The organism is Rhodococcus sp. MSC1_016 (genome assembly GCF_023667485.2).
Taxonomy (GTDB): domain Bacteria; phylum Actinomycetota; class Actinomycetes; order Mycobacteriales; family Mycobacteriaceae; genus Rhodococcus_F; species Rhodococcus_F oxybenzonivorans.
On sequence record NZ_JAMOZI020000001.1, the window covers coordinates 4,514,654 to 4,539,246 of the forward strand.

Here is a 24,593-nt window from a genome sequence, read left to right on the forward strand (position 1 = left end):
CGACCATGGATTTCACCCTCACCGAGGCGCAACAGGATCTGGCCGGTCTCACCCGGAGCATCGTCACGGATCTCGTCACGAACGACCGCCTGCGGGAGCTCGACGTGGCCGAAGACCGCCTCGATCGCGAACTGTGGTCCACACTCGGCTCGTCCGGTGTCCTGGGCGCCGCACTACCGGAGTCGGTGGGCGGCGATGGTTTCGGCGTTCTCGAGCAGTGCAGCATCCTGGTCGAACTGGGCCGGGCCGTCGCACCGGTCCCCTACCTTTCATCCATCGTCATGGCGGCGGATGCGCTCGCGCGATACGGCAACGAACAACAGCGTGCGAAGTGGGCAGTTCCCGCAGCGGCCGGTGCGAAAATCCTCACCGTCGCCCTCGACGAGGAACTCAACGACGACCCGGGCGCTCCGGTCACCCACGCCGAACCCGCGCCGGGCGGCTGGACCCTCGACGGCACGAAGATCGTCGTCGACGCGGCGCCGTCGGCAGAGTTGTTCCTGGTGCCGGCGACGACCCCGGACGGCGTGGCGGTGTTCCTCGTGCGCCCCGACGACGAAGGGGTGACCGTCACCAGGCAGCAGACCGTCGATTTCGCCAGCACCGGCGAGGTGGCGCTGCATGGAGTCGTCCTCGGCTCCGATCGACTCCTGGGCACCGTCGAGCAGGGCAGCGAGATCGTCGATCGGCTCGTCGAACGAGGATCTCTCGGCGCCTGCGCGTACCAGTACGGCGTGCTCGATCAGGCTCTGACGCTGACCGCCGCCTATGCCCGCGAACGGGTGCAGTTCGGCAGACCGATCGGCAGCTTCCAGGCCGTGGCTCAGCGACTCGCCGACGCGTACATCGACGTCAAGGGCGTCCGGCTCACTCTGTGGCAGGCAGCGTGGCGGCTCAGCGAAGGACTGCCCGGCGAGGGCGACGTGCAGACCGCCAAGTTCTGGGCGTCCGACGCCGGTCACCGGGTGGCCCACACGGCGGTTCACATTCACGGCGGTGTCGGGCTCGACCAGGATCATCCCGTGCACCGGTACTTCCTCGCGGCAAAGGCCCTCGAGTTCCGGCTCGGCTCCGCCACCCGGCAGCTCCGGACCCTCGGCGCCGAACTGGCCACCGTCCCCGCATGACGGCGACACTCGCACGCACGGTGGCGGACCTGCTTCGCGGTGTCGCCGACAGCGAGTCCGAGGGGCTGTACTTCGAGGACCGTTTCCTGTCCTGGTCAGACCACCTGTGGGCGAGCCTGCAGCGCGCCGCGGTTCTCGATGATCTTCTCGATCCCGAACGCCCGCGGCATTTCGGTGTGCTGATGGACAACGTGCCCGAGTTCTCGCTTCTCGCGGGTGCGGCGGCGCTTTCCGGCGCAGTCCTCGTCGGCCTCAACACCACCCGGCGCGGCGACGCGCTGGCCCGCGATGCGGCGCTCGCCGACTGCCAGGTCATCTTTACCGAGAACAGTCGTTCGGATCTGCTCGACGGACTGCTGCTCGAGGTCCCGGTGATCAACGTGGACTCCGCGGAGTGGGCCGACATGCTGTCTGTACAGCGGCCATCTTTCGAGCAGGTAACGCCCGAGCCCGACGATCTCTTCATGCTCATCTTCACCTCCGGGACGAGCGGCGACCCCAAAGCCGTGCGCTGTACGCACGCGAAGATCACCGGGCCCGGCCTGATGCTCGCCGAGCGGTTCTCGCTGTCCGCGGACGACGTCGTGTACCTGTCTATGCCGATGTTCCACTCCAACGCCATGATGGCCGCCTGGTCTGTGGCGCTCGCAGCCCGTAGCTCGATCGTGTTGCGGCGCAGGTTCTCCGCGTCCCACTTCCTCGCCGATGTCCGGCGATACGGGGTCACCTACGCAAACTATGTGGGAAAGCCGCTGTCGTACGTGCTGGCAACGCCGGAGGAGCCCGACGACGCCGACAACACGCTGCGAGTGATGTACGGCAACGAGGGATCCGCTCCCGCGGTTGCCGCATTCTCCCGGCGTTTCGGCACGCAGGTCGTCGACGGATTCGGTTCCACCGAAGGCGGAGTGGCCATTTCCGCTACTCCCGGCTCACCGCCGGGCGCACTCGGGCGGCTCCCCGACGGAATCGCGATCCTCGACCCGGAGTCGGGTCTGCCCTGTCCCCCTGCCGAATTCGATGCATCCGGTCGCCTGGTCAATGCCGAGGCCGCCACCGGGGAACTCGTCAACGTCAACGGTCCCGGCGCCTTCGCCGGCTACTACAACAATCCGGAGGCCGACGCGGAGAGAATCCGGGACGGAAAGTACTGGAGTGGCGACCTGGCCTACCGCGATGCCGACGGATTCGTGTACTTCGCCGGCCGCAGCACTGGATGGTTGCGCGTGGACGGCGAAAACCTCGGCTCCGCGCCCATCGAACGAATCCTGCTGCGCTACGACGGGTTCGCGGCGGTGTCGGTGTATGCGGTACCCGACGCCGAGGTCGGCGACCGGGTGATGGCCGCAGTCGTGCCCACCCGCGAATTCGACCCCGTCGACTTCGCGGAGTTCCTCGACGCCCAGACCGATCTCGGTCCGAAACAGCGCCCGACCTTGGTGCGGGTGTGCTCCGAGTTTCCCCGCACGGCCACGTTCAAGGTACTCACACGCACACTCAGCGCGCAGCGATGGAACTGCGCAGATCCTGTGTGGGTCCGCGATGGTACCGGCTACTCCCGCCTGTGTATCCTGTGAATGACGGGCGGCGAAGTACGCTCCCGCCTACTTCGCCACCCCAGTACCGCTACTTGTACGAAACGAGCCGGGACACCGCCGCCTCGAAGCCGGAGACGAGCTCGTCCATCACCTCGGACACCGGCCGGATTTCGTTCATCCGGCCGACAATCTGTCCTACCGGCATCGCGACGACGTCCGGATTCTCCGAAGCGGCGATCCGCTGGTGAGCGTCGCTGACCAACAGATTCTGCAACGGCATCGGCAGCGGCGCCGGCGCTTCCGGCTTCGACCACGCATCGGTCCACTTGGTCTTCAGCAGGCGCGCGGGCTTACCCGAGTAGATGCGGGACCGCACCGTGTCGGCCGAGGTCGCACCGAGCAAGGCCCGTTGGATGGCGGATGGTCCGTCGGCCGACGCACTGCCGAGCTTGTACTCCGACGTCGTGAGCCAGTACGACCCCATCCAGACACCGGACGCCCCGAGCGACAGTGCGGCCGCCACCTGACGGCCGCTTCCGATGCCGCCGGCGGCCAGCACTGCAGCGGAATCGCCTACCGCGTCGACGATCTCCGGAACCAGCACCATCGACGCGATCTCACCGGTGTGCCCACCCGCTTCATAGCCCTGCGCGATGACGATGTCGACGCCGTTCGCAACGTGCCTGCGCGCATGCTCGACCGCCCCGGCGAGCGCCGCCACGGGAACACCCTTGGCGTGGGCCTGATCGATGACATCCTTGGGCGGCGAGCCCAGTGCGTTGGCGATCAGGGCGATACGGTGATTGAGCGCGACATCGACATGCGAGCGGGCAACCGAGTGAAGCCAGCCGAGCACCCCCGTCGCATGCTCGGTGCCCGTTTCCAACGGCGGCACACCCAGCTCGTCGAGGGTGCGGTTGACGAAGGCACGATGTTCCGCCGGAATCAGCGACTCCAGGTCCACCGACGTGCCCTCCGTCGGGATCTTGGCCGGCATCACGATGTCGACGCCGTACGGTTTCCCGTCGGTGTTCTCGTCCATCCACGTCAGGACGGCCTCGAGTTCCTCCGGATCGTTGAACCGAACACAGCCGAGCACGCCCAGGCCGCCGGCCCGCGAAATAGCCGCGGCCACATGCTCGGAGGGCGTGAACCCGAAGATGGGGTACTCGATGCCGAACTTCTCACTCAAAGCTGTGTGCATTACGCGCCTTTGCTCGTCACGGTGTCGCTCTGGGTCGAACCGTTGCCGTTGTGGTCGTCGGCGGGTCGGGATTCCGTTTGTTCCTTGGCCCAGCGGTAGTCGGGCTTACCTGCAGGCGAGCGTTTGATCTCGTCCACGAACCACAGGCTGCGCGGCACCTTGTATCCGGCGATTTCCTTACGCGCGGCCGATGCGATCTCGTGTAGGCCGGGACGCGCCCCGCCGCGCGTCTGGACGACGGCGGCGACGCGCTGCCCGAATCGCTCGTCGGGCACACCGACCACCAGGGCGTCGAACACGTCGGGGTGCGACTTCAGCGCGCCCTCCACCTCTTCGGGGAAAATCTTCTCGCCGCCGCTGTTGATACAGACCGAACCACGTCCGAGCATCGTGACGGTGCCGTCCGCCTCCACCTGCGCGAAGTCGCCGGGGATCGAGTAGCGGACACCGTGATACTCCCGGAACGTCGCCTTGGTCTTCTCTTCGTCCTTGTAATAGCCGATCGGGATATGTCCTTTGCGCGCGAGAATGCCGACCTTGCCCGAGCCGGGCTCCACCGGGTTCCCGTCGTCGTCGATGACCGAGGTGGAGGCGTCGATCTTTACCGTCGGCCCGCCGCCGTGCGATTTGCCCTTCTCCACCACACTCAGTCCGCCGAAGCCGGTTTCGGACGAGCCGATCGAATCGGTGATCATCCGATTGGGCAGCAGTTCCAGGAACTTCTCCTTGATACTGGGCGAGAACAGCGCCGCCGAACTGGCCATCAGAAACAGCGACGACAGGTCGTACGGCTCACCGGTGGCCGGGTTGCCCTCGATCAGGGCGTCGAGCATGGGTCGCGCCATCGCGTCGCCCGTGATGAAGACGAGATTGACCTTGTGCTGGTCGACGATGCGCCAGACGTCGTGGCCGTCGAACTCCGGGTGCATCACGCATTTGCCGCCGCCGAACAAGCTTTGGAAAGTGGCCCACTGGCTGCCTCCGTGAATCATCGGCGGGATGGGGAAGCGGGTCATGCCGGCGGTCTCGGCACCCTGCTTGGCAAGGTCCCACTCGTCCTCGACGTACTCACCGGTCATGAAATTGATACCGCCACCGAGCACACGCCAGACATCCTCCTGACGCCACATGACGCCCTTCGGCTTACCTGTCGTGCCGCCGGTGTAGAGCATGTAGATGTCGTCGTTGCTGCGCTCCTCGAAGTCCCGCTCCGGGGAACCCTGCGCCAACGCGGTCTCGTATTCGACGCCGCCGTACGACGAGTAGTCGAGATCAGTCCCGTCCTCGATGACGACGACGGTCTTCACCAGAGGCGTGCCGGGCAGCACAGCGGCCACCTTGTCGGCGTACCGACGCTCGTGCACGAGCGCGACCATGTCCGAATTTTCGAAGATGTATTGCAACTCGTTCTCGACGTACCGGTAGTTGACGTTGACCATCACGGCCCGGATCTTGAACACCGCCACCATGGCCTCGATAGCCTCGAGGGTGTTGCGGCTGTAGATGCCCACCTTGTCACCCGGCCGGACACCCTGTTCACGCAGGTAATGGCCTAGTCGATTGGCCCTCTCCTCCAACTGCGCGTACGTCACTTCCCGGTCGTCGGACACCAACGCGACGCGGTCCGGAACGAGGTCGATTGCGTGCTCTACGAGGTCTGCGATATTAAGGGCCACGTCAACAAAGTAGAACGTGTTACCGTTTCTGGCAAGACCCAATTCGAGAGCCAGCTCACACACCCTTCGGGAGACTTCAGTGTCCTCTACCACCACCGAGAAAACCGACGTTTCAGCACAGTCGCCGCACTGCCTCGTCGAGAAGCGCGGGCACGTCCTGATCGTCACGATGAACCGCCCCGAGGCGAAGAACGCGCTGTCCGGCGAAATGATGGCGATCATGCGCGACGCGTGGGATCAGGTCGACGCCGACCCGGACATCCGCGTCGCCATCCTCACCGGTGCCGGCGGAGCCTTCTGCGCGGGAGCAGACCTCAAGGCCATGACGGTGCAGCACCCTGGCGACTCCTTCTCGGGCGGGGGTGAGGGAAACCAGCCGGCGTGGGACCTGTCGAAAATCGAGGCTCTCCTCAAGGGCCGTCGCCTCACCAAACCCCTCATCGCAGCGGTCGAGGGGCCGGCCATCGCAGGCGGAACCGAGATCCTTCAGGGCACCGACATTCGCGTCGCCGGCGAGAGCGCCAAATTCGGTGTGTCCGAAGCGAAATGGGGGCTCTTCCCCCTCGGCGGTTCGGCAGTGCGCCTCGTCCGGCAGATCCCGTACACCATCGCTGCGGACATTCTCCTGACCGGACGCCACATCACCGCCGCCGAAGCCAAGGAGATCGGCCTCATCGGACACGTCGTTTCCGACGGCCGCGCCCTCGACAAGGCCCTCGAACTCGCCGACCTCATCTCCGCCAACGGACCCCTCGCCGTCCAGGCCATCCTGAAGACCATCCGCGACACCGAAGGCATGCACGAGGAAGACGCCTTCCAGATCGACGCCGCACTCGGCACCGCCGTATTCACCAGCGCAGACGCGAAGGAGGGCCCCCGCGCCTTCGCCGAAAAGCGCGCACCGAACTTCCAGGGCCGCTGACCCTCCCCCGCCGCTGACCTCCCCCACCCACCCCAGCCACACCCCACCCCACCCTGGGCGAATGTACCTTTCGGCGCCTCAGATGCGCCGAAAGGTACATTCGCCCAGGGTGTGAGGCTTATCCACAACCCCCAAGTTATCCACAGGCCTCACCAAAACGCCTGGTGAACAGGGCCTGCCGCCGACAGCGGGTGCGTCATCATCGAGTCCATGCGACGGGGACAATGGGGACATCGGCTCGAAGACTTGTACGGAGTGAGCCGGTCAGGGATCATCCGCACCGCCCAACTGAGGCATTGGGGAGTGTCGAACTCGGCGATCGACGCTCGATGCCGTCCGGGCGGGCCGTGGCAACGGATCCTTCCCGGCGTCGTGATGCTCGGCAACGGCCACCCGACCGCACGACAGCGTGCCGTGGCCGCGATCGTGCTCAGCGGTGACAATGCGGTCCTCACCGGGCGCGCAGCGTTACACGAATACGGGTACGGAACGTCGTACTCCGGCGATGCCCACGTCCTGATCGCCACGCACCGGCGTGTCCAGTCCACGGGCTTCGTCCTCGTCGAACGCACGACGCGAATGCCGGCGCCGGTGATGCGCAACGGGCTTCCCTGCGCCCCGCTTCCACGCGCGTTGCTCGACGCGGCGCGACGGTGCCGCACTCTGGACAGCACTCGATCCCTCATCGCCGAGGTGATCCAGCGAGGCGGGGCAAGAGTCCCCGAGCTCATCACGGAGTTGAACGCGGGCAGTGGCCGCGGCGCAGCACTCCCCCGTGCCGTGCTGCGCGAGGTGAGCGCCGACGTCCACTCGGTGTCCGAAGCCGAAGCCCGCCGCTTGTGGACGCGGAGCGGACTACCCCGAATGGTCTTCAACCGCAGGATCGTCGACGCCGACGGACAGTTCATTGCTATGCCGGACGGTTGGATCGACGAGGTCGCGTTCGCCTGGGACATCGACTCGCTCGACTGGCATCTCGCGCCCAATGCCTACAAATCGACCGTCGAGCGCCGAACCCGGATGCAGAACCACGGCATCATCGTGCTTCCGACTCTCCCTAGTGCCGTCCGCGACCACCCCGACCGCGTGATCGACGACCTCCGCAGCCACTACCAGTTGGCGTCGTCCCGCCCCCGACCGGAGGTCCGGATGCAAACAGCGGCCGGATGAATGTACCTTTCGGCGCATCTGAGGCGCCGAAAGGTACATTCGCCCGGCGGGAGGGGGGACGGAGGGAGGGCGGAGGGGGACGGGGGCAGGGGCAGGGCGGAGGGGAGGCAGGGGCAGGGGCGGCAGGGCGGCAGGGGCGGGGAGGTCAGCCCAGGACAGCGGAGGCGAGCTGCCGCACGTGCGGGGCGTCGCGGCACGAGACGAGGAGTGTGGTGACTCCGGCGTCTGCCCAGCGTTTGACGTCGGCTCGGACTTCGTCGACGTTGCCGATGATCATGGTCTCGGTGACCATGTCGTCGGGGACGACGGCGGCGGCGTCGTCTTTGCGGCCGGCACGGAAGAGGCGGCCGATTTCTTCGACCTGTTCGCCGTACCCCATGCGGGTGTACACCTGCGCGTGGAAGTTCAGTTCGGGTGCGCCCATGCCGCCGACGTAAAGCGCTGTCACCGGTTTGAGCCCGTCGATGGCTGCGGCACGGTCGTCGGTGATGATGACCTGACAGGTGGCCGCCACTTCGAAGTCTTCCCGGGTACGACGAGCACCCTGCCGCGCGAAGCCCTCGTCGAGCCATTCGTTGTACATGGGGGCGAGGCGGGGTGAGTAGTAGATCGCGAGCCAGCCGTCGGCGATTTCGGCGGTGAGCGCCACGTTCTTGGGACCCTCGGCGCCGAGCCAGATCGGGATGTCCGCCCGGAGGGGGTGGGTGATCGGTTTGAGGGGCTTTCCCAGGCCGGTGCTGCCCGGCCCGGTGTACGGCAGCGGGTAGTGCGGACCGGCACTGGCGACGGGCTCTCGACGGTCGAGCACCTGGCGCACGATCGACACGTATTCACGGGTGCGCGCAAGGGGTTTCTCGAAGGGCTGGCCGTACCACCCCTCGACCACCTGCGGGCCCGACACCCCGAGCCCTAGTATGGCCCGGCCACCGCTGAGGTGGTCGAGGGTGAGCGCGTGCATCGCGCAGCTTGTCGGGGTGCGCGCCGAGATCTGCACGACCGAGGTGCCGAGGCGGACACGTTCGGTGCTCGCCCCCCACCACGCGAGGGGGGTGAAGGCGTCGGATCCCCATGATTCGGCGGCGAAGACGGCGTCGAATCCTTCGGCTTCGGCGGCGGCGATCAGCTCCGGGACATTCGCCGGCGGCTGCGCGCCCCAGTATCCGAGTTGCAACCCGAGCTTCATCGTGTGCCTCCGCATCGACCGTCGTCAGAAGTGACCCTTGCCACAAACACTAGAACCTGTTCTACTCGAAGTTGTGACCATGGGAAAGAGCGCGGTGGCCGAAAAGTTCTCGAACACTCCATTGAGCGCCCCGCTGAAACTTCAATTCGACTACACCCGGTCGGTGGGCCCGACCATCGGAGCCTTCGTGACTGCGCTGCGCGACCGCAAGGTCATCGGCGCGCGCGGATCGGACGGACGCGTCTACGTTCCGCCGCCCGAATTCGACCCCGACACGGCGGAACCGCTCACCGACTTCGTCGGCGTATCCGACGCCGGAACCGTAGTGAGTTGGACATGGATGCCGGATCCTATTGCCGGACAGCCGCTCACCGAGCCGTTCGCGTGGGCGTTGATCAAGTTGGACGGCGCCGACACCGCCTTGGTGCACGCGGTGGACGTGCCTTCCGTCGCTGCGATGAGCACGGGAATGCGTGTGCGGGCGCGGTGGGCGGAGCAGCGCGTCGGACGCATTCAGGACATCGTGTGCTTCGAACCGGGTGAGTCGGCCGGCGACGCCGGGACGCCCGAGAACTCGGAGCCGGTGACGATGGTGACGACGCCGGTCGACCTCGACTACATGCATTCGGCGTCGGCCGAGGAGAGCTACTACCTTCGAGGGCTGAAGGAAGGCAAGCTCATCGGCGGCCGCACCGGCGCGGACGGCAAGGTCTACATCCCGCCTCGCAGCGCCAATCCCACCGACGGCATCCCGACGAAGGAGCAGGTGGAGCTGCCGGACCGGGGCATCGTCACCACCTTCTGCATCGTCAACGTCCCGTTCCTCGGTCAGCGCATCAAGCCGCCGTACGTCGCAGCGTATGTGCTGCTCGACGGCGCCGACATCGCATTCCTGCACCTCATTCTCGAGTGCGACGCCGCCGACGTCCGGATGGGCATGCGCGTGGAAGCCAAGTGGAAACCACGCGAGGAGTGGGGTTACACCCTCGAGAACATCGAGTACTTCAGGCCGACGGGTGAGCCCGACGCCGAGTACGACACCTTCAAACACCACCTGTAAGGGCGCGGCACAATGACAGATATCGCAGTCGTCGGGTTCGCGCACGCACCGCACGTGCGTCAGACCACCGGCACCACCAACGGCGTCGAAATGCTGGTCCCCTGCTTTCAGCAGCTGTACGACCAACTCGGGATCGCGAAGTCGGACATCGGCTTCTGGTGTTCCGGCTCGTCCGACTATCTGGCGGGTCGGGCGTTCTCGTTCATCTCCGCGGTCGACTCGATCGGTGCGGTTCCGCCGATCAACGAATCCCACGTCGAGATGGATGCGGCGTGGGCCTTCTACGAAGCCTGGGTCAAGATCATGACCGGGGAGGTCGACACCGCCCTCGTGTACGGCTTCGGCAAGTCGTCGGCGGGCAATCTCCGCAAGGTCCTGTCGATGCAACTCGACCCCTATCTGGTGACGCCTCTCGCCCTCGACTCGGTGTCGATCGCGGGCTTACAGGCCCGTCTCGGGCTCGATGCCGGAAAGTGGACGACCGAGGAGATGGCAGCCGTGGCGGCCCGCAGCCGAGCGGCAGCCGAGAGCAACCCGGACACCCAGCTGTCCGGCCACGTCGACATCGAGACGTTGCTGGCCTCACCGTTCGTCGCCGATCCTCTGCGCGCCCACGACTGCGCACCGATCACCGACGGGGCTGCCGCGGTGGTACTGGCAGCCGGCGACCGTGCCCGTGAGCTGTGTGAACGTCCGGCGTGGATCACCGGGATCGAACACCGGATCGACTCCCCGAACTTCGGTGCCCGCGACCTGACGGTGTCGCCTTCCACAACGTCGGCGGCCCGGGCCGCCACCGGCGGTGACGTCGGCGGAATAGACGTGGCCGAACTGCACGGTCCCTTCACCCACCAGGAGCTGATCCTGCGCGAGGCCATCGGACTGCCCGAATCGACGACGATCAACCCCTCGGGAGGTCCGCTCAGCGGGAACCCGATGTTCGCGGCGGGCCTGGAGCGCATAGGTTACGCAGCCAGGGCCATCATGGACGGCAACGCCGGGCGCACGCTGGCACACGCCACGAGTGGTGCTGTGCTGCAACAGAATTTGGTCGCAGTCTTGGAGGGACGCAACTGATGGCGAATCAACTAGCCGCTGTACTCGGCACCGGCCAGACCCACTATGTGGCGAAGCGGCACGATGTGTCGATGGCCGGCCTGGTCCGTGAGGCCATCGACCGCGCCATGGAAGACGCGCGCGTGGGTTGGGACGACATCGACGCCGTCGTGATCGGCAAGGCACCCGACCTGTTCGAGGGTTCGATGATGCCTGAACTTGCGATGTCGGATGCATTGGGCGCCAACGGTAAGCCGCTTCTCCGCGTGCACACCGCGGGGTCGGTCGGCGGATCCACGGCTGTCGTGGCGTCGAGCCTCGTGAAGGCGGGCGTACACAAGCGAGTGCTGACGGTCGCCTGGGAGAAGCAGTCCGAGTCGAATGCCATGTGGGCGCTGTCGACCCCCATCCCTTTCAACATGCCAGTGGGTGCCGGCGCGGGAGGCTATTTCGCTCCGCACGTCCGGTCCTACATTCGGCGGTCGGGAGCGCCCGAGCACATCGGCGCGATGGTGGCGGTGAAGGACCGCCTCAACGGAAGCCTCAACCCGTACGCCCATCTGCAGCAACCCGATATCACCCTGGAGTCCGTACAGGCTTCCCAGATGTTGTGGGATCCGATCCGATACGACGAGACCTGCCCGTCTTCGGACGGCGCCTGCGCCATGGTGATCGGCAACGAGGAAGCGGCGGAGCGGGTGACGGCAGAGGGTCGCGAGGTCGCCTGGATTCACGCCACGGCCATGCGTACCGAACCCACCACGTTCTCCGGGCGGGATCAGGTGAACCCCCAGGCGGGCAGGGATGCTGCCGCCGCCCTGTGGGAGGCCGCCGGAATCAAGGATCCCCTCGACGAGATCGACGTCGCCGAAATCTATGTCCCCTTCTCGTGGTTCGAACCGATGTGGCTCGAGAACCTCGGCTTCGTGTCCGAGGGTGAGGGGTGGAAGCTGACCGAAGCGGGCGAGACGGCCATCGGTGGACGCCTTCCGCTCAACGCGTCCGGTGGTGTCCTCTCGTCCAATCCGATCGGCGCCTCGGGAATGATCCGGTTCGCCGAGTCGGCCATGCAGGTGATGCACCGGGCCGGTGATCACCAGGTGAAAGACGCACGCAAGGCTATGGGCCACGCCTACGGTGGCGGCTCTCAATACTTCTCGATGTGGGTGGTCGGATCCGACCGGCCGGACAACCAGTAGCGGGGTCACCATCATGAAATTCACCGTCGGCATTGCCATGAATCCCCTCGACCAACTACCTGCCCTCGCGAAAACAGCCGAGGAGTGCGGCTTCTCGTCCATCGCGCTGCCCGACTCGCTGTTCTTCATGGAGAAGCAGAGCACCGACTACCCGTACACCCCGGACGGTTCGCGGATGTGGAACGAGGAAACGCCCTGGGTGGATCCACTGATCGCCGCCGCGGCGATGGGCGCTGTCACCTCGAGGATCGAGTTCTACACCCAGGTACTCAAACTGGGATCGCGCAACCCGGTGCTCCTCGCCCGCCAAGTTGGGTCCGTGGCGAATCTGACCGGCAATCGCTTCGGCTTCGGGGTCGGCATCGGCTGGGCTCCGGAGGAATTCGAATGGTGCGGGGTTCCGTACGCGAAACGGGGCGCCCGCGTCGACGAGATGATCGAGGTCATCAAACTGATTCTCGGTGGCGGAATGGTCGAGTACCACGGTGCGTTCTACGACTTCGACCGCCTGCAGATGAGCCCGGCCCCCACGAAACCGGTGCCGTTCTACGTCGGCGGGCACACCGACGTGGCACTTCGCCGGGCCGCCAGGGTGGGCGATGGCTGGACGTCGGCAATGATCAAATTCGACGATCTCGTCCAGGTGATTGCACGCCTCCGTGCACTCCGCGAGGAGTACGGGAGGGCCGAGCTGCCGTACGAAATACAGACCGTCTGCATCGACCGCTTCGGCAAGGAGGGATACGCGGAACTGGCCGAGGCGGGAGTGACCGACACCATCGTCGTCCCGTGGATCTTCGACGGCATCGGGTTCGACGGACCCCTCGAAGCCAAGCAGGACTCCATGCGTAAGTTCGCCAACCAGTACATCGACTAGGGGTGCACATGTCCACCACCACCGACCACCCGGCACGCCTTGCGGGGCAGGCGTCACGAGAGGCCGCCAGGCGGAGACGCAAGGACGAGTGGCTCGCCTTGTTCGCCGACGACGCCTGCGTGGAAGACCCTGTCGGTCCCTCGCATTTCGACCCCGAAGGCAAGGGGCATCGTGGACTCGAGGCGATCTCACGGTTCTACGACATGACGATCGCGACCACCGAGTCGCTCGAATTCCTCATCACCGATTCGCTCGTGTGCGGCAACGAGAATGTGACCATCGGGACGATACGGTCAGTCGTCGGCGGAGCACAGATCGACGCCGAGGGCGTGATCATCTACCGGGTGAACGAGGAAGGCAAGATCGCATCTCTCCGCGCCTTCTGGGAGGTCGAGCGGGCGATGAAGACTGTGCGCACACTCTGACGCCGCGAACTTTCCGCGCGTAAGGCCCCGGTCCACCAGCGGACCGGGGCCTTCGTCGTGCGTCGATTCGAATGAAGAAACAGCAGGACATAGAACAGCGGCGTCGGAGAGGATGAGGGTGCCCTCCGACGCCGCTGAATTTGTGGGGGTCAGTGCTTGACCGGGCAGCCGCCAGACGTCGTCTTGTAGTCCACTGGGAACTCCTTGATTCCGTTGAGCCAACCCGAGCGCAGTCGCCGCGGATCTCCAAGCCTACTGATGTCGGGCAAGTGGTCTGCGATGGCATTGAAGATCAGGTCGATTTCGAGCCGGGCGAGGTTCGCGCCCAGGCAGAAGTGTGCGCCCGTTCCGCCGAAACCGACGTGCGGATTGTTCTCCCGCAGGATGTCGAACTTCTCGGGATGGTCGAAGGCGTCCTCGTCGAAATTCGCTGAGCCGTAGAGCATCACGACTCGCTGCCCTTTCTTGATCTGCACGCCGCCCAGCTCGGTGTCTTCGAGCGCGGTGCGCTGGAAGGAATTGACCGGGGTGGCCCAGCGAACGATCTCGTCGGCTGCCGTCTTCGGGCGTTCCTTCTTGTAGAGTTCCCACTGATCGGGATGGTCGAGGAAAGCGATCATGCCGTGCGTGATGGCGTTGCGGGTGGTCTCGTTGCCTGCCACCGCCAGGAGAATGACGAAGAACCCGAATTCCTCGGGCGAGAGTTCGTTTCCGTCGATGTCCGCTTCGATCAGCGTCGTGACGATGTCATTGGCCGGGCACTTCTTGCGCTCGTCGGCCATCTGATAGGCGTAGCCGAGGATTTCCATCGACGCTGCCTGGGGATCGATGTCCAGTTCGGGATCGTCGTATCCGGTCATCTGGTTCGACCAGTCGAATACCTTGAGCCGATCTTCCTGCGGCACGCCGAGAAGCTCGGCAATGGCCTGCAGGGGAAGTTCACAGGCGATCTGAGTGACGAAGTCACCGGCTCCCGCTTCTGCGGCTTCCTTGACGATCTTCTCGGCGCGCTCGGTGAGTTCGTCGCGGAGGCTGTTGATCGCGCGAGGCGTGAATCCTCGGGCAACCAGCTTGCGGAGCTTGGTGTGCTCGGGGGCGTCCTTGTTGATGAGGATGAACCGCTGCATATCGATGTTCTCGCGAGGGATGTCGTCGGCGAAGCGGACGATCGCGGTGTTCTCGTGCGTGGAGAACACGTCACTGCGCCGCGAGACCTCCTTGACGTCGTCGAGTTTGCTGACCACCCAGTAGCCGTCGTCGTGGAAGCCACCGATCTCCGGCGGCTGCGGGTTCCACCAGATCGGCGCAGTCTTACGCAGCTCGGCGAACTCCTGGTAGGGGATGCGCTCTGCGTAGATGTCCGGGTCGGTGAAGTCGAAACCCTCTGGAAGATTGGGCTGCGCCACTGCTGTCTCCTGCCCTAGGCCATACACCACTTCGTGATGTGGAACACGTTCTACTAACATTGAAACACAAGCCAGGCGACTAGCAAAGGAAAGCCGGTCCGGTCCTTGCCACCATAGGAGAACCTGTTCTATTTTCTGAGGACAAGGAAAGGAGCCCGCCGTGGGCACACCAGTAATCGTCGAGGCAGTGCGTACACCCATCGGAAAACGTGGTGGGTGGTTGTCGGGTTTGCATGCCGCCGAGATCCTCGGGGCCGTCCAGCGGGGCATCCTCGACCGCTCCGGCATCGACCCGGAATTGGTGGAGCAGGTGATCGGTGGTTGCGTCACCCAGGCCGGTGCGCAGTCCAACAACATCACCCGCACGGCGTGGCTGCATGCCGGGCTGCCCTGGCAGGTCGGCGCAACGACGATCGACTGCCAGTGCGGATCGGCGCAGCAGGCCAATCACCTGATTGCCGGACTCATCGCGACCGACACCATCGACGTCGGAATTGCCTGCGGGATAGAAGCGATGAGCCAGGTCCCGCTCGGCGCGAACGTAGGCGAGAACGCCGGACCTCGCCGACCCGCCGACTGGGACATCGACATGCCCAATCAGTTCGAAGCAGCCGAGCGGATCGCCCGTCGCCGCGGGATCACGCGCGCAGACGTCGAGGCACTCGGTGTCCGTTCGCAGGCACGGGCCAAGCAGGCGTGGGACGAAGGCCGGTTCGATCGCGAGGTCCTGACGATGACGGCGCCCGTCGTCGACAAGGAAGGCAACGCCACCGGCGAAAGCCGAGTGGTCAGCCGGGACCAGGGCCTGCGGGACACGACCGCGGAGTCGCTGGCCACGCTGAAGCCCGTCCTCGAGGGCGGCATCCACACGGCCGGCACGTCCTCACAAATTTCCGACGGCGCGGCCGCGGTGATGTTGATGGACGAGTCCCGGGCGCGCGCGCTCGGACTGACACCACGCGCCCGTATCGTCGCCCAGGCCCTTGTCGGGTCGGAACCCGAGTTCCACCTCGACGGTCCCGTCCAGGCCACCGCACGCGTGCTCGAACGCAGCGGAATGAAAATCGGCGACCTCGACTTGTTCGAGGTGAACGAAGCATTCGCCTCCGTGCTTCTGTCGTGGGCGTCCGTCCACGGACCCGACATGGACAAGGTGAACGTCAACGGCGGCGCTCTCGCGCTCGGGCATCCCGTGGGCAGCACGGGTTCCCGACTCATCACCACCGCGCTGCACGAACTCGAGCGCACCGACGGGTCGACGGCACTGATCACGATGTGCGCGGGCGGCGCGCTGGCCACCGGCACCATCATCGAGCGAATCTAGGATCAGCCATGAACACACCTGCCCGCGCCCCCGCCCGACCGCGTGGCCTCGACTCCAAGTGGACGGTCTCCATCATCAAGTGGATGTCGAAGATCAATGTCGTCCTGTATCAGCGGACGGGCGGGCGGCTGGGCAGCACGTGGCGGGTGGGCAGTGCCTTCCCGCGCGGACTGCCCGTCTGCCTGCTCACCACCACCGGCCGCAAGAGCGGCGAACCCCGGGTCAACCCACTGCTGTTCCTCGAGGACGGCGAGCACATCGTCCTCGTCGCCTCGCAGGGCGGGTTGCCGAAGCACCCGATGTGGTACTTGAATCTGCGGAGCGATCCGGCGGTCACCGTTCAGGTGAAGTCCCGCGTGCTGCCGATGACGGCGCGCGTGGCCACCGCCGAGGAACGCGCGCAGCTGTGGCCGAGGCTCGTCGACATGTATCCCGATTTCGACAACTACCAGGCCTGGACCGAGCGAACGATCCCCGTCGTCATCTGCACCCCACGATAAAACTGTATGTACCGCCGGGTAACGGATGCCATGTCCGGAGACTTCTTGCAGTATTGACCCCGTACGGAAGATGTACGACGGCCGAGGCGAGGAAAGCAGATATGACGACACAGGTTCAAGATCGGATACACGACCGTCGGGAGCTCACGGCAGCACTTCTGCGCGCGCTCGAACGGCGACACGAAGTCCTCGATGCCATCGTCGACAGCAAGGATCATGCCGAGGCGCTCACCACCGTCGCCGGCCTCCTGGACACATCCGAAGCGTACGCGGAAGCCGTCCTCAATCTGACGTTCCGTCGCCTCACCAAGGATGAACGCCTCCGCATCCAGTCGGAACTCGAAGACCTCGACGCGAAGTTGGAGTGGACGGCGTCCGACCGCCCGGCGAGCACCGGGCGCAATTTCCGTCTGCGCCCGTTCACGCCCACCGACGAGGACGCCGAGTTGTTCCGCCGCCGCTGCGCCGAACAGGAGGAAGACGGCACTCCGTGGTCGCAGGAGCGGATCGAGAAGGAACGCGCGGAGGGTTTGAAGCGAATCGACGACGAGTCCGCAGCGTGGTTCGTCTGCGAGGACACCGCCGAGAACACCTCCGTCGGGTTGGTCTTCGGTGAGCTCACCGGACGCGAAGTCGACGTAGCCATCTGGGTAGCACCCGAGTGCCGCAAGAAGGGGTACGGCACCGCCGCCGTGAAGCACAGCAGGCAGGAACTGGCCGCCGAGTTCCCCGGCACGGTTCTGGTCGTTCGCGCACCGGCCTGACCCTGCACCGTGGTGGCACGGCGCGCACCCGCGCGCTGCGCCACCACGTTCGGTGCGAACAGAGATGCTGGCCCTCTAGGCGCTGTCCGCCTGGTCGGCTGACATGACGCGGTGGTCTGGCTCCCGCTGCTTGGTGACGCCCTGCGCCCAGCGGTAGTCCGGCTTGCCGCTGGGCGTTCGCTGCACAGCGTCCTCCACCCACAGGAGCCGCGGAATCTTGTACCCGGCGAGGCTCTGCCGCACGTGTTGTTCGAGGCCGTCGAAGTCGATTCCGGCACCGTCCCGCGACTGCACGACCGCGGAGACGCGATGCCCCCAGCGTTCGTCCGGCACACCGACGACGATGGCGTCGTAGACGTCTCGGTACGCCTTCACCGCGCTCTCGACCTCTTCGGCGAACACCTTCTCACCGCCGGTGTTGATCACCATGTTGCCGCGCCCGAGGAGGGTGATCGAACCGTCCTCCTCGATGCGCGCACGGTCACCGGTGACCACGACGGGCTTGCCGTCGACCTCCCGGAATATCTCCCTCGTCTTCTCGGGATCGTTGTAGTAGCCGAGCGGGACGTAGCCGCCCTTGGCGAACCAGCCATCCTTGCCGGATCCGGGCTCGATGGGGCGATCGTCGTCACCGATCACCATGGCATACCGTCCGGCGGGTACCCGCGGGCCGCCTACTTGCTTCTGCCCCTTGGTCGCGAACCCGATTCCACCGAAACCGGTTTCGGAGGCGCCGATGGAATCCGACACCACGAGGTTCGGGAACTCCTCGAGAAACGCATCCTTGATCACCGGGGAGAACAACGCCGCACCCGACGCGACCACCGCAAGGCTCGACGTGTCGGTGCGCAAGGACTGACGAGCCTCGATCAGGGGACGCCCCATCGCATCTCCGGTGATGATGAGGATCTGCACCCGGTGTCGCTCCACCAGTTCCCAGGTCCGGTGCGGATCGAATTTCGACTCCACAAGCACGGTGTTCCCGCTGAACAGCGCGGTGAGGGTGGGCATCATCGCCGCGGCGTGGATCAGCGGCGGCAACGCGAACCACAACGTCGGCTCGCCCTCGGACCCCACCCGGGACTGCTGGTATTCGTCTTCGATGGCCTCACCGGTATAGAAGTCGAGGCCGCCGGCGAGCACTCGCCAGATGGACTCGTGCGTCCACACGACACCTTTCGGACGTCCCGTGGTGCCGCCGGTGTACATGATGAACACATCGTCGTTGCTGCGCTCGCCGAAGTCCCTTCGGCCGCTGCCGGACAGCGCTTCCTCGTACGGCACCGAGTCGCTGTACACCCCGGCGCCGCCGAGGTCGTCCTCGACGACCACGGTGTACCGGATCTTCGGCAGCGACGGCAGGACTTCGGCGATCCGCGGCGAGTAGATCCGATGATGGACGACGGCTTCCAAGTCGGCGTTGCCGTAGACGTAGGCGAGTTCGTCGCTGGTGTATCGGTAGTTGATATTGATGGGAACGGCCCGGATCTTGAACGCGGCCAGCAGCGTTTCCACCGTCTCGATCGAATTGTGCAGGTGCACACCGATATGGGAGCCGGCGGTCAGGCCTGCTTCGAGTAGGTTGTGCGCCAAGCGGTTGGCCCGGTCCTCGAGTTCGCGGTAGGTGATTCGCCGTCCAGCTGCAATCAGCGCAACCCGGTCCGGCATGGCGTCGACGGAGTGTTCGAAGAGGTCTGCAAGGTTGTACGCCATGGACTTGTCCTCTTTCAGACGACGGTGAGGGGTAGCGGTATGCCACGGTCGGTGAAGGCGAAGTCGGCGCCCGTGCTGAACCGGGTGAGCGCCACCTCCGACGCCTCCTTCGCGGGCGCCTCCCCGGTGACGACTTCCACGGTGAGCGCCGTGTCCGTCTCCTCGATCACCCGTGCGGAGAAGCGCGGCGATACCCCGCGCAGCAGTGCGTCGAGCGGTTCCAGATGTGCGCCGTCGATCATCGAGGGCCAGGCACCGTCCGCGTCGGAACCGCCTGCACGCCGAATGGTGAGGAAGAGGCGATCGACGAGGGTGGTCGTGACCTCGACGTACTGGGGAGGATTGAACGCCGGGTGGACGGCGAGCACCGCTGCGAGTCCCTCGAGGTCGCCAGGCAGACCGAGCGCGTTCCGGATTCGCTCGGAGGTCAGACCGGCGATACCGGTGAATTGTCTGCGCGCAATGGTCATCGCCGACTCCTCGTCGGTACGCGACCGCACTGCCAACAGGAATCCGAGCGTGAGCAGGTGCTGTTGCAGGCACACTTCCTCGGCCATCCGGACGAGGGCCGAATGGGAGAAGTCGGAGAAACGCAGATCGCTCAGAAGCACATCCGAGTAGTCGTGGCGGCCGGGCCCACGAGTATCGATCGGCGACAACTCGACCGCCGCGGCCATCGACCTGCCCAGCGTCACCAGGCCCTCGGGCACCGGCGGTGGGGTATGTGCGTCGTCGATGGTCACGGTCCACTTGCAGTGGGGAGTGCGATCCGCCGGGCGCCGGGGCGGACGGTGGACCGGTCGCACCTGCGCGTGCGGGTTGGTGGCCAGCGCGGTCGCGTCGAAGGTCGGGTCCTCGATGTCGTGGCACATGGACGTGACGTACTCGTCGCCCATCGGTTCGACGTCCATGAGGGCCCCGCAATGGTCCAGCCAGAACTCGCCGTGATCATGGTCGATCACGCGGTAGCGGAAATCCATGAACTGTGGGGGCGCGCCGATGTCGAGTTGCAGACCCTTGAAGATGGTCACGACGCCGTCACCCTCGAACGCCAGCGCGCGCTGCATCCGCTTGGTGTAGATCGGGCTCGCCGCCATCCACTCCTCGATCGCGACCTGCGTCATCCCTCCACGTCCGAACGCGCCGATCAGATGCGGCATGCCGGAGCGATCGATCAAATGACCACACAGCAGCAGTTCCGGCACCAGCACAGCGAGATCTTCACGGGACAGGTCCGCGAACGAGGTGGGAACCCGCACGGCACTCACCACAACGGAACCGGGGCCTGGCCCACCGGATACCACCCCGGAAGCCGGCCGGAGGTCGAGCGCGCGATCCGCGCGTTCATACCGTCGGACATCGCGTTGTTCGTGATCATCTCGAGGAACAGGGCGGAGACGTTGCCGAAGTCGAAGAAGTCACGCTGCCAGGACCATTGGAAGTTGCCGCCGTAGCGGAACCAGCTGCCACCGATCCCGTACACCTGGTAGTGGGTGCCGTCCTCGCGGGTGCGATCGGAGACCTGTTTCCAGAACCCGATGACGTCGCCGCTGCGGTCATCGATGACGACCTTCTGATAGGGGTACTCCCAGCCCTCCAAACCCTCCATCTCCTGTCCGAGCGCGAGGTCTCGAATCTCGTCGCGCCCGACGGCCATGAAGTCGTCCTTGGGGCCGTAGTTCCATCCGTACGTCGCGTCCACGGTGTACATCTCGGCGAGCGGCTTCCAGTCACCGAGCGATTCGCAGCGCTTGTTCTCGTCTATCCACCGCTGCACCATCTCATCGAGCTCGGCGCGATCGAACTGCACTGCGGGGTCGATCCTTCGATCGAACTGTACCGCCGGGTCGATCCTTCGATCGAACTGTGACATCAGGAATCTCCTTCAGAAGTGTCGTTGTCTTCGACGATCCGCAAGGCCTGCGTGGGACAGAAGCGCACGGCGCTCTCCACACTCGCGCGCAGCGCCTCGGGCGGGGCGGTATCCACAATCTCGACCTGCCCGTGCTTCGGCACGGTGAACACCTCAGGTGCCTCGAGCTCACACATGGCGTGGCCCTGGCACAGATCGAGGTCGGCTTCGACTTTCATCACTTGCTGCGCTTCCGGTACCTCACCGCACAAGGCTGCTGCAGCTGAACCACCATCTTGCTGTGGTCGTTGCGATATGTCTCCGACGGCTGCGCCATCTCGAATTCCCAGTCCTGCAGAAGGATGGAGAAGATAGCTTTGAGCTGCATCAAGGCGAATGCCGCACCGACGCAGCGGTGCCGGCCCGCACCGAACGGGATCCACGTCCACCGGTTGACGATGTCTTCCTGATTCGGATCGATGTAGCGCTCGGGGTCGAACGCGTCCGGGTTCGGGAAGTCCTCGGCCAAGCGGTTGGAGATCGCTGGTGTCGCGGCCACGAGGTCGCCCTGCGCGATCTGGTATCCGCCTACCTCGAAGTCGCCCTGCGCGACCCGCAGCAGGATGATCAGCGGCGGATGCAGTCGCAATGTTTCCTTCAGCACCGCCTCGAGTTTCGGGATCTGCCGCAGCGCCCCGAAGCTGATATCGGAGCCGTCGGCGTACAGATCGTCGAGCTCGCCCACAACTTGCTTCGCGTAGTCGGGGTGGCGAAGCAGTTCGATCAGCGTCCACGCCGCTGTGCCGGAGGTCGTGTGGTGGCCGGCAAACATCATCGAGATGAACATGCCCGTGATCTCGTCGGCACTGAACCGCTCGTTGCCGTTCTCGTCCTTGATCGAGACGAGGACGTCGAGCATGTCCCGGTCCTCCTTGCCCTGCGGAGGGTGGGCGATCCGGTCCGTCATGATGTCCTGGACGAGGGCGACCAGCTGCACCCGGGCCTCGTCCCGTCGCCGGAAGCTGTCGATATCTGCGTAGGGGTCGACGAACGCGATCGCGTCCGTTCCCTGCTCGAGTTCGTGGTAGAGCTGCGCGAAGCGACCGTCGAGTTGGTCCCGGAACTTCTTGCCGATGAGGCAGGCCGAGGACGTATAGATGGTGAGCTCCGCGAAGAACTCGAGGAGGTCGATCTCGCCCTCGTCGTCCCAGCGCGACACCATGCGATCGACCTCGTGGGCGATGGTGGCGGCGTGCCCCTTCATCTGCTCGCCGCGCAGAGCCTGGTTGTGCAGCATCTCCTTGCGTCGTTCGGGGCTGGCGTCGAACACGACACCTTCACCGAAGATCGGCTTCATGAACGGATAGGCCGCCTGCTGATCCAGGTCCTCGTCGCTCGAACGGAAGAAGAACTCGTTTGCTTCCGCCCCGGACAGCATGATGACGTTGCGGTCCACCAATTGGAAGGCGCCCACGTCGCCGCACTCCTCGCGCACCCGCCGCATCAGGGCGATGGGGTCGGTGCGCAGTTCCTCGAGGTGGCCGTGTTCGCGCTCTCCGCCGGAAACCCTCGGCGGCTGAGTCGGATTCATCAGGCATCCTTTCGCAGTGGCGCCTCGGGCTGAACCTCGATCAGCACCAGATGCGCTCCACGGGGCGCACTCACGGTGGCGACGACGGCATCAGCGATCGCGGACGCACGCAAGAAGTAGGAGTGGCGGGCGAAACCCCATTTCGCCCAGTCTTCGAGGACGGGTCCGATGACCTCCTCGGTGGTGTTCATCCCCATGGCGGTCTGGGTGGGCCCGGGACGCACGATCGACGCACGGATACCGGTACCCTCCAGTTCCATCCGCATCTGCCTGCCCATCGCCTCGACGCCCGTTTTCGCAGCGTTGTAGGCGCCCATCCGCGGCCGCGGTGAGTCTGCGCAATCCGATCCGATCAGCACGAAATCACCGCGCTTGCGTTCGATCATCCCGGGGAGGATCCGATGCGCGAGTCGCTGCGCACCCACGAGGTGCACATCGACCTGCTTCAGGAACTGATCCGGATCCATCTCGTGGGCGGTGGAGAACTCGAGGTCCCCGGCGCCGGACAGCACGATCTCCGTCGAACCGAAGGTGCTCTCGGCCGCTGTCACGAAGTCGTTCACGGACGCCGTGTCCGTGACGTCGAGGAAGTGCGCGAAAGCCTCACCGCCGCTACTTCGGATCTTGTCGGCGATGGCCTCGCATTCCGCCACTCGCCGCGCCCCGAGTGCCACGGGATGACCGAGATCGGCAAGCGCATAGGCAGTGGCGGTACCGATCCCCGAAGAGGCACCGCTGATGATCGCAGGACGCCGCGGCGGATGGGGTTCGAACCTAGGCATGACGGACCTGCACTTTCAGTGGAAGCGAGGCGAAACCTCGAACGTTGGTCGAATGAACACGCACACAATTGGTTTCGTCCACCTCAAAGCCTTCGACCTTCTCGACCAGTTGCGTCAGAGCGATCTTCGCTTCGAGGCGGGCCATGTGCGCGCCCAGGCAGAAGTGTGTGCCGCCGCCGAAGCTGGCAAGTTTGTTGCTGGTGTCCCGGCCGATTCGGTACTCGTCGGCATCCTCGAAGACCGCCGGGTCGCGGTTCGCGGAACCGATGAGGATGAGCACCTTGTCACCCGCGGCAATGGTCGTGTCGCGGAAAGAGACGTCGACGGCCGCCGTGCGCGCCACCATCTGACTCGAGGTGTCGTAGCGGAGTGTCTCCTCCACCCATTCCGGCACCCGGCTCGGGTCGCCGAGGACCTTGCGCGCCTCGTCCGGAAACCGTGAGCCCCAGTACAGAGCATTGCCGAGCAGTTTCGTGGTGGTCTCGTTGCCCGCAACCACCATGAGGAACATGAAGGCGATGATCTCGTCGTCGGTGAGCCGGTCGCCATCGATCTCGGCCGCGAGCAAGGCCGAGGTCAGATCGTCCGCGGGCTTCTTGCGCCGCTCGGCGATCATGTCCGCGTAGTAGCCCACGAGATACAGCGACGCCTCCATGGCCGCCTGGGGAACGTCCAGGACCCCTTCCTCCCGATGCACCACCAGGTCGGCCAGTCGCCGCAATTCGGAACGGTCCGTTTCGGGGACACCCATCAGTTCCGAGATGACGTCCATGGGAAGCCTGCCCGCGAACTCCGAGATCCAGTCGAATTCCCCCGATGCCAGGGCCGGGTCGAGGTACTGCGTCGTCAATTCCTCTATGCGCCCGTGTAATTCGTTGACACGCCGAGGAGTGAATCCCCGGGAGACCAGCTGGCGCATCCGCATGTGCCGCGGATCGTCCAAGGCCAGGAACGACATCGTCTTGTACGCCTTCGGTCCGTAGGCGGCCGGATCGAGCGACACGCCATTGGCACTCGACAGCCGCGTGCTGTCCCGAAACGCCGCAACGACGTCCTCGTGACGCGAAAGAGCCCAGAAATCGAGTTCCGGGTTGTAGTAGACCGGCGCCTCTTCCCTCAGTCGGCGATAGGTGACGTAGGGATCCTCGTGAAAGTCGTAATCGTAGGGATTGAACGTCACCGGATCGAGTGACGCTCCGGGGATCGACGCTGCGGTCATGTGCA

23 protein-coding genes are annotated in these 24,593 nt (G+C 65.3%); 12 read left to right on the top strand and 11 right to left on the bottom strand.

The window, feature by feature from the left end:
• The first annotated feature begins 5 nt into the window (after window positions 1–5).
• Together L1080_RS20935 and L1080_RS20940 are read left to right on the top strand one after the other, a co-directional pair.
• Window positions 6–1,127 carry an acyl-CoA dehydrogenase family protein gene (locus tag L1080_RS20935; RefSeq protein WP_250771076.1) on the top strand — a complete coding sequence of 374 codons (1,122 nt, stop codon included), beginning with the start codon at window positions 6–8 and terminating at the stop codon, window positions 1,125–1,127.
• Window positions 1,124–2,704, top strand: a complete 1,581-nt coding sequence (locus L1080_RS20940; RefSeq protein WP_250771079.1) for a long-chain-fatty-acid--CoA ligase — start codon at window positions 1,124–1,126, stop codon at window positions 2,702–2,704. The genes L1080_RS20935 and L1080_RS20940 overlap by 4 nt, the downstream gene beginning before the upstream one ends.
• Window positions 2,705–2,753: 49 nt before the next feature.
• Here L1080_RS20940 and L1080_RS20945 read toward each other — a convergent pair whose 3' ends face one another.
• Window positions 2,754–3,869, bottom strand: coding sequence for an NAD(P)H-dependent flavin oxidoreductase (locus tag L1080_RS20945; protein ID WP_109326908.1), 1,116 nt, complete (start codon window positions 3,867–3,869; stop codon window positions 2,754–2,756).
• Window positions 3,869–5,545 (bottom strand): acyl-CoA synthetase, encoded by a 1,677-nt coding sequence (locus tag L1080_RS20950; protein WP_250771082.1) that lies wholly within the window; start codon window positions 5,543–5,545, stop codon window positions 3,869–3,871. The genes L1080_RS20945 and L1080_RS20950 overlap by 1 nt, the downstream gene beginning before the upstream one ends.
• 79 nt (window positions 5,546–5,624) lie before the next feature.
• Here L1080_RS20950 and L1080_RS20955 point away from each other — a divergent pair, with 79 nt between their 5' ends.
• Window positions 5,625–6,467 (top strand): crotonase/enoyl-CoA hydratase family protein, encoded by an 843-nt coding sequence (locus L1080_RS20955; RefSeq protein ID WP_250771085.1) that lies wholly within the window; start codon window positions 5,625–5,627, stop codon window positions 6,465–6,467.
• A 210-nt stretch (window positions 6,468–6,677) separates the two neighbouring features.
• Entirely contained in the window at window positions 6,678–7,637 is a 960-nt protein-coding gene (locus L1080_RS20960) for a hypothetical protein (RefSeq protein WP_250778090.1), read from the top strand.
• A 145-nt stretch (window positions 7,638–7,782) separates the two neighbouring features.
• On the opposite strand, the gene L1080_RS20965 is transcribed toward L1080_RS20960, so the two are convergent.
• Window positions 7,783–8,820, bottom strand: coding sequence for an LLM class F420-dependent oxidoreductase (locus tag L1080_RS20965; RefSeq protein WP_250773160.1), 1,038 nt, complete (start codon window positions 8,818–8,820; stop codon window positions 7,783–7,785).
• 79 nt (window positions 8,821–8,899) lie between these two features.
• Here L1080_RS20965 and L1080_RS20970 point away from each other — a divergent pair, with 79 nt between their 5' ends.
• Genes L1080_RS20970 through L1080_RS20990 form a run of 5 tightly spaced genes read left to right on the top strand, consistent with a single transcriptional unit; the run spans window position 8,900 to window position 13,437 of the window.
• Entirely contained in the window at window positions 8,900–9,880 is a 981-nt protein-coding gene (locus L1080_RS20970; protein ID WP_159926881.1) for a Zn-ribbon domain-containing OB-fold protein, read from the top strand.
• Between the two features lie 12 nt (window positions 9,881–9,892).
• Complete coding sequence (locus tag L1080_RS20975) at window positions 9,893–10,957, top strand: thiolase domain-containing protein (protein WP_250773158.1); 1,065 nt, start codon at window positions 9,893–9,895, stop codon at window positions 10,955–10,957.
• A complete protein-coding gene (locus tag L1080_RS20980; RefSeq protein WP_109326894.1) occupies window positions 10,957–12,135 on the top strand; it encodes a thiolase domain-containing protein in 1,179 nt (392 codons plus the stop codon). Before L1080_RS20975 ends, L1080_RS20980 begins: the two co-directional genes overlap by 1 nt.
• Window positions 12,136–12,148: 13 nt before the next feature.
• On the top strand, window positions 12,149–13,012 hold the full coding sequence (locus L1080_RS20985; RefSeq protein WP_159919282.1) for a TIGR03619 family F420-dependent LLM class oxidoreductase: 864 nt from the start codon (window positions 12,149–12,151) through the stop codon (window positions 13,010–13,012).
• Window positions 13,013–13,020: 8 nt separating this feature from the next.
• On the top strand, window positions 13,021–13,437 hold the full coding sequence (locus L1080_RS20990) for a nuclear transport factor 2 family protein (protein ID WP_250773148.1): 417 nt from the start codon (window positions 13,021–13,023) through the stop codon (window positions 13,435–13,437).
• A gap of 149 nt (window positions 13,438–13,586) precedes the next feature.
• Here the strand turns inward: L1080_RS20990 and L1080_RS20995 are convergent, their stop codons facing one another.
• Window positions 13,587–14,843 (bottom strand): cytochrome P450, encoded by a 1,257-nt coding sequence (locus tag L1080_RS20995; RefSeq protein ID WP_159919278.1) that lies wholly within the window; start codon window positions 14,841–14,843, stop codon window positions 13,587–13,589.
• 160 nt (window positions 14,844–15,003) lie between these two features.
• On the opposite strand from L1080_RS20995, the gene L1080_RS21000 reads away from it, so the two are divergent.
• The 3 genes from L1080_RS21000 to L1080_RS21010 all read left to right on the top strand — a co-directional run bounded on the left by L1080_RS21000 (window position 15,004) and on the right by L1080_RS21010 (window position 17,431).
• On the top strand, window positions 15,004–16,167 hold the full coding sequence (locus tag L1080_RS21000) for a steroid 3-ketoacyl-CoA thiolase (protein WP_213573746.1): 1,164 nt from the start codon (window positions 15,004–15,006) through the stop codon (window positions 16,165–16,167).
• Window positions 16,168–16,175: 8 nt separating this feature from the next.
• Window positions 16,176–16,667 (top strand): nitroreductase family deazaflavin-dependent oxidoreductase, encoded by a 492-nt coding sequence (locus L1080_RS21005; RefSeq protein WP_159919274.1) that lies wholly within the window; start codon window positions 16,176–16,178, stop codon window positions 16,665–16,667.
• A 101-nt stretch (window positions 16,668–16,768) separates the two neighbouring features.
• Entirely contained in the window at window positions 16,769–17,431 is a 663-nt protein-coding gene (locus tag L1080_RS21010) for a GNAT family N-acetyltransferase (RefSeq protein ID WP_250773146.1), read from the top strand.
• A gap of 75 nt (window positions 17,432–17,506) precedes the next feature.
• Here L1080_RS21010 and L1080_RS21015 read toward each other — a convergent pair whose 3' ends face one another.
• The 7 genes from L1080_RS21015 to L1080_RS21045 form a co-directional block, all read right to left on the bottom strand.
• Window positions 17,507–19,144: an acyl-CoA synthetase gene (locus tag L1080_RS21015; RefSeq protein ID WP_250773143.1), complete on the bottom strand. Its 1,638-nt coding sequence runs from the start codon at window positions 19,142–19,144 to the stop codon at window positions 17,507–17,509.
• A 14-nt stretch (window positions 19,145–19,158) separates the two neighbouring features.
• Window positions 19,159–20,415: a hypothetical protein gene (locus tag L1080_RS21020; protein WP_374434453.1), complete on the bottom strand. Its 1,257-nt coding sequence runs from the start codon at window positions 20,413–20,415 to the stop codon at window positions 19,159–19,161.
• Window positions 20,409–20,924: a nuclear transport factor 2 family protein gene (locus tag L1080_RS21025; protein WP_250773190.1), complete on the bottom strand. Its 516-nt coding sequence runs from the start codon at window positions 20,922–20,924 to the stop codon at window positions 20,409–20,411. Before L1080_RS21025 ends, L1080_RS21020 begins: the two co-directional genes overlap by 7 nt.
• Window positions 20,925–21,016: 92 nt before the next feature.
• Window positions 21,017–21,235, bottom strand: a complete 219-nt coding sequence (locus tag L1080_RS21030; protein ID WP_159919264.1) for a ferredoxin — start codon at window positions 21,233–21,235, stop codon at window positions 21,017–21,019.
• Window positions 21,235–22,587, bottom strand: coding sequence for a cytochrome P450 (locus L1080_RS21035; RefSeq protein WP_250773139.1), 1,353 nt, complete (start codon window positions 22,585–22,587; stop codon window positions 21,235–21,237). Before L1080_RS21035 ends, L1080_RS21030 begins: the two co-directional genes overlap by 1 nt.
• Window positions 22,587–23,369, bottom strand: a complete 783-nt coding sequence (locus tag L1080_RS21040; RefSeq protein WP_250773137.1) for an SDR family oxidoreductase — start codon at window positions 23,367–23,369, stop codon at window positions 22,587–22,589. Before L1080_RS21040 ends, L1080_RS21035 begins: the two co-directional genes overlap by 1 nt.
• Window positions 23,362–24,588 (bottom strand): cytochrome P450, encoded by a 1,227-nt coding sequence (locus L1080_RS21045; RefSeq protein ID WP_250773135.1) that lies wholly within the window; start codon window positions 24,586–24,588, stop codon window positions 23,362–23,364. Before L1080_RS21045 ends, L1080_RS21040 begins: the two co-directional genes overlap by 8 nt.
• Window positions 24,589–24,593: the final 5 nt, after the last annotated feature.

Coding starts and splice junctions, on each gene's coding strand:
- L1080_RS20980 (WP_109326894.1), top strand. CDS start 10,957: ATGGCGAATCAACTAGCCGCTGTACTCGGCACCGGCCAGACCCACTAT.
- L1080_RS21030 (WP_159919264.1), bottom strand. CDS start 21,235: ATGAAAGTCGAAGCCGACCTCGATCTGTGCCAGGGCCACGCCATGTGT.
- L1080_RS20975 (WP_250773158.1), top strand. CDS start 9,893: ATGACAGATATCGCAGTCGTCGGGTTCGCGCACGCACCGCACGTGCGT.
- L1080_RS21005 (WP_159919274.1), top strand. CDS start 16,176: ATGAACACACCTGCCCGCGCCCCCGCCCGACCGCGTGGCCTCGACTCC.
- L1080_RS20985 (WP_159919282.1), top strand. CDS start 12,149: ATGAAATTCACCGTCGGCATTGCCATGAATCCCCTCGACCAACTACCT.
- L1080_RS20960 (WP_250778090.1), top strand. CDS start 6,678: ATGCGACGGGGACAATGGGGACATCGGCTCGAAGACTTGTACGGAGTG.
- L1080_RS20990 (WP_250773148.1), top strand. CDS start 13,021: ATGTCCACCACCACCGACCACCCGGCACGCCTTGCGGGGCAGGCGTCA.
- L1080_RS21015 (WP_250773143.1), bottom strand. CDS start 19,144: ATGGCGTACAACCTTGCAGACCTCTTCGAACACTCCGTCGACGCCATG.
- L1080_RS21045 (WP_250773135.1), bottom strand. CDS start 24,588: ATGACCGCAGCGTCGATCCCCGGAGCGTCACTCGATCCGGTGACGTTC.
- L1080_RS20970 (WP_159926881.1), top strand. CDS start 8,900: ATGGGAAAGAGCGCGGTGGCCGAAAAGTTCTCGAACACTCCATTGAGC.
- L1080_RS20940 (WP_250771079.1), top strand. CDS start 1,124: ATGACGGCGACACTCGCACGCACGGTGGCGGACCTGCTTCGCGGTGTC.
- L1080_RS21025 (WP_250773190.1), bottom strand. CDS start 20,924: ATGGTGCAGCGGTGGATAGACGAGAACAAGCGCTGCGAATCGCTCGGT.
- L1080_RS20945 (WP_109326908.1), bottom strand. CDS start 3,869: ATGCACACAGCTTTGAGTGAGAAGTTCGGCATCGAGTACCCCATCTTC.
- L1080_RS21040 (WP_250773137.1), bottom strand. CDS start 23,369: ATGCCTAGGTTCGAACCCCATCCGCCGCGGCGTCCTGCGATCATCAGC.
- L1080_RS21035 (WP_250773139.1), bottom strand. CDS start 22,587: ATGAATCCGACTCAGCCGCCGAGGGTTTCCGGCGGAGAGCGCGAACAC.
- L1080_RS20965 (WP_250773160.1), bottom strand. CDS start 8,820: ATGAAGCTCGGGTTGCAACTCGGATACTGGGGCGCGCAGCCGCCGGCG.
- L1080_RS20935 (WP_250771076.1), top strand. CDS start 6: ATGGATTTCACCCTCACCGAGGCGCAACAGGATCTGGCCGGTCTCACC.
- L1080_RS21010 (WP_250773146.1), top strand. CDS start 16,769: ATGACGACACAGGTTCAAGATCGGATACACGACCGTCGGGAGCTCACG.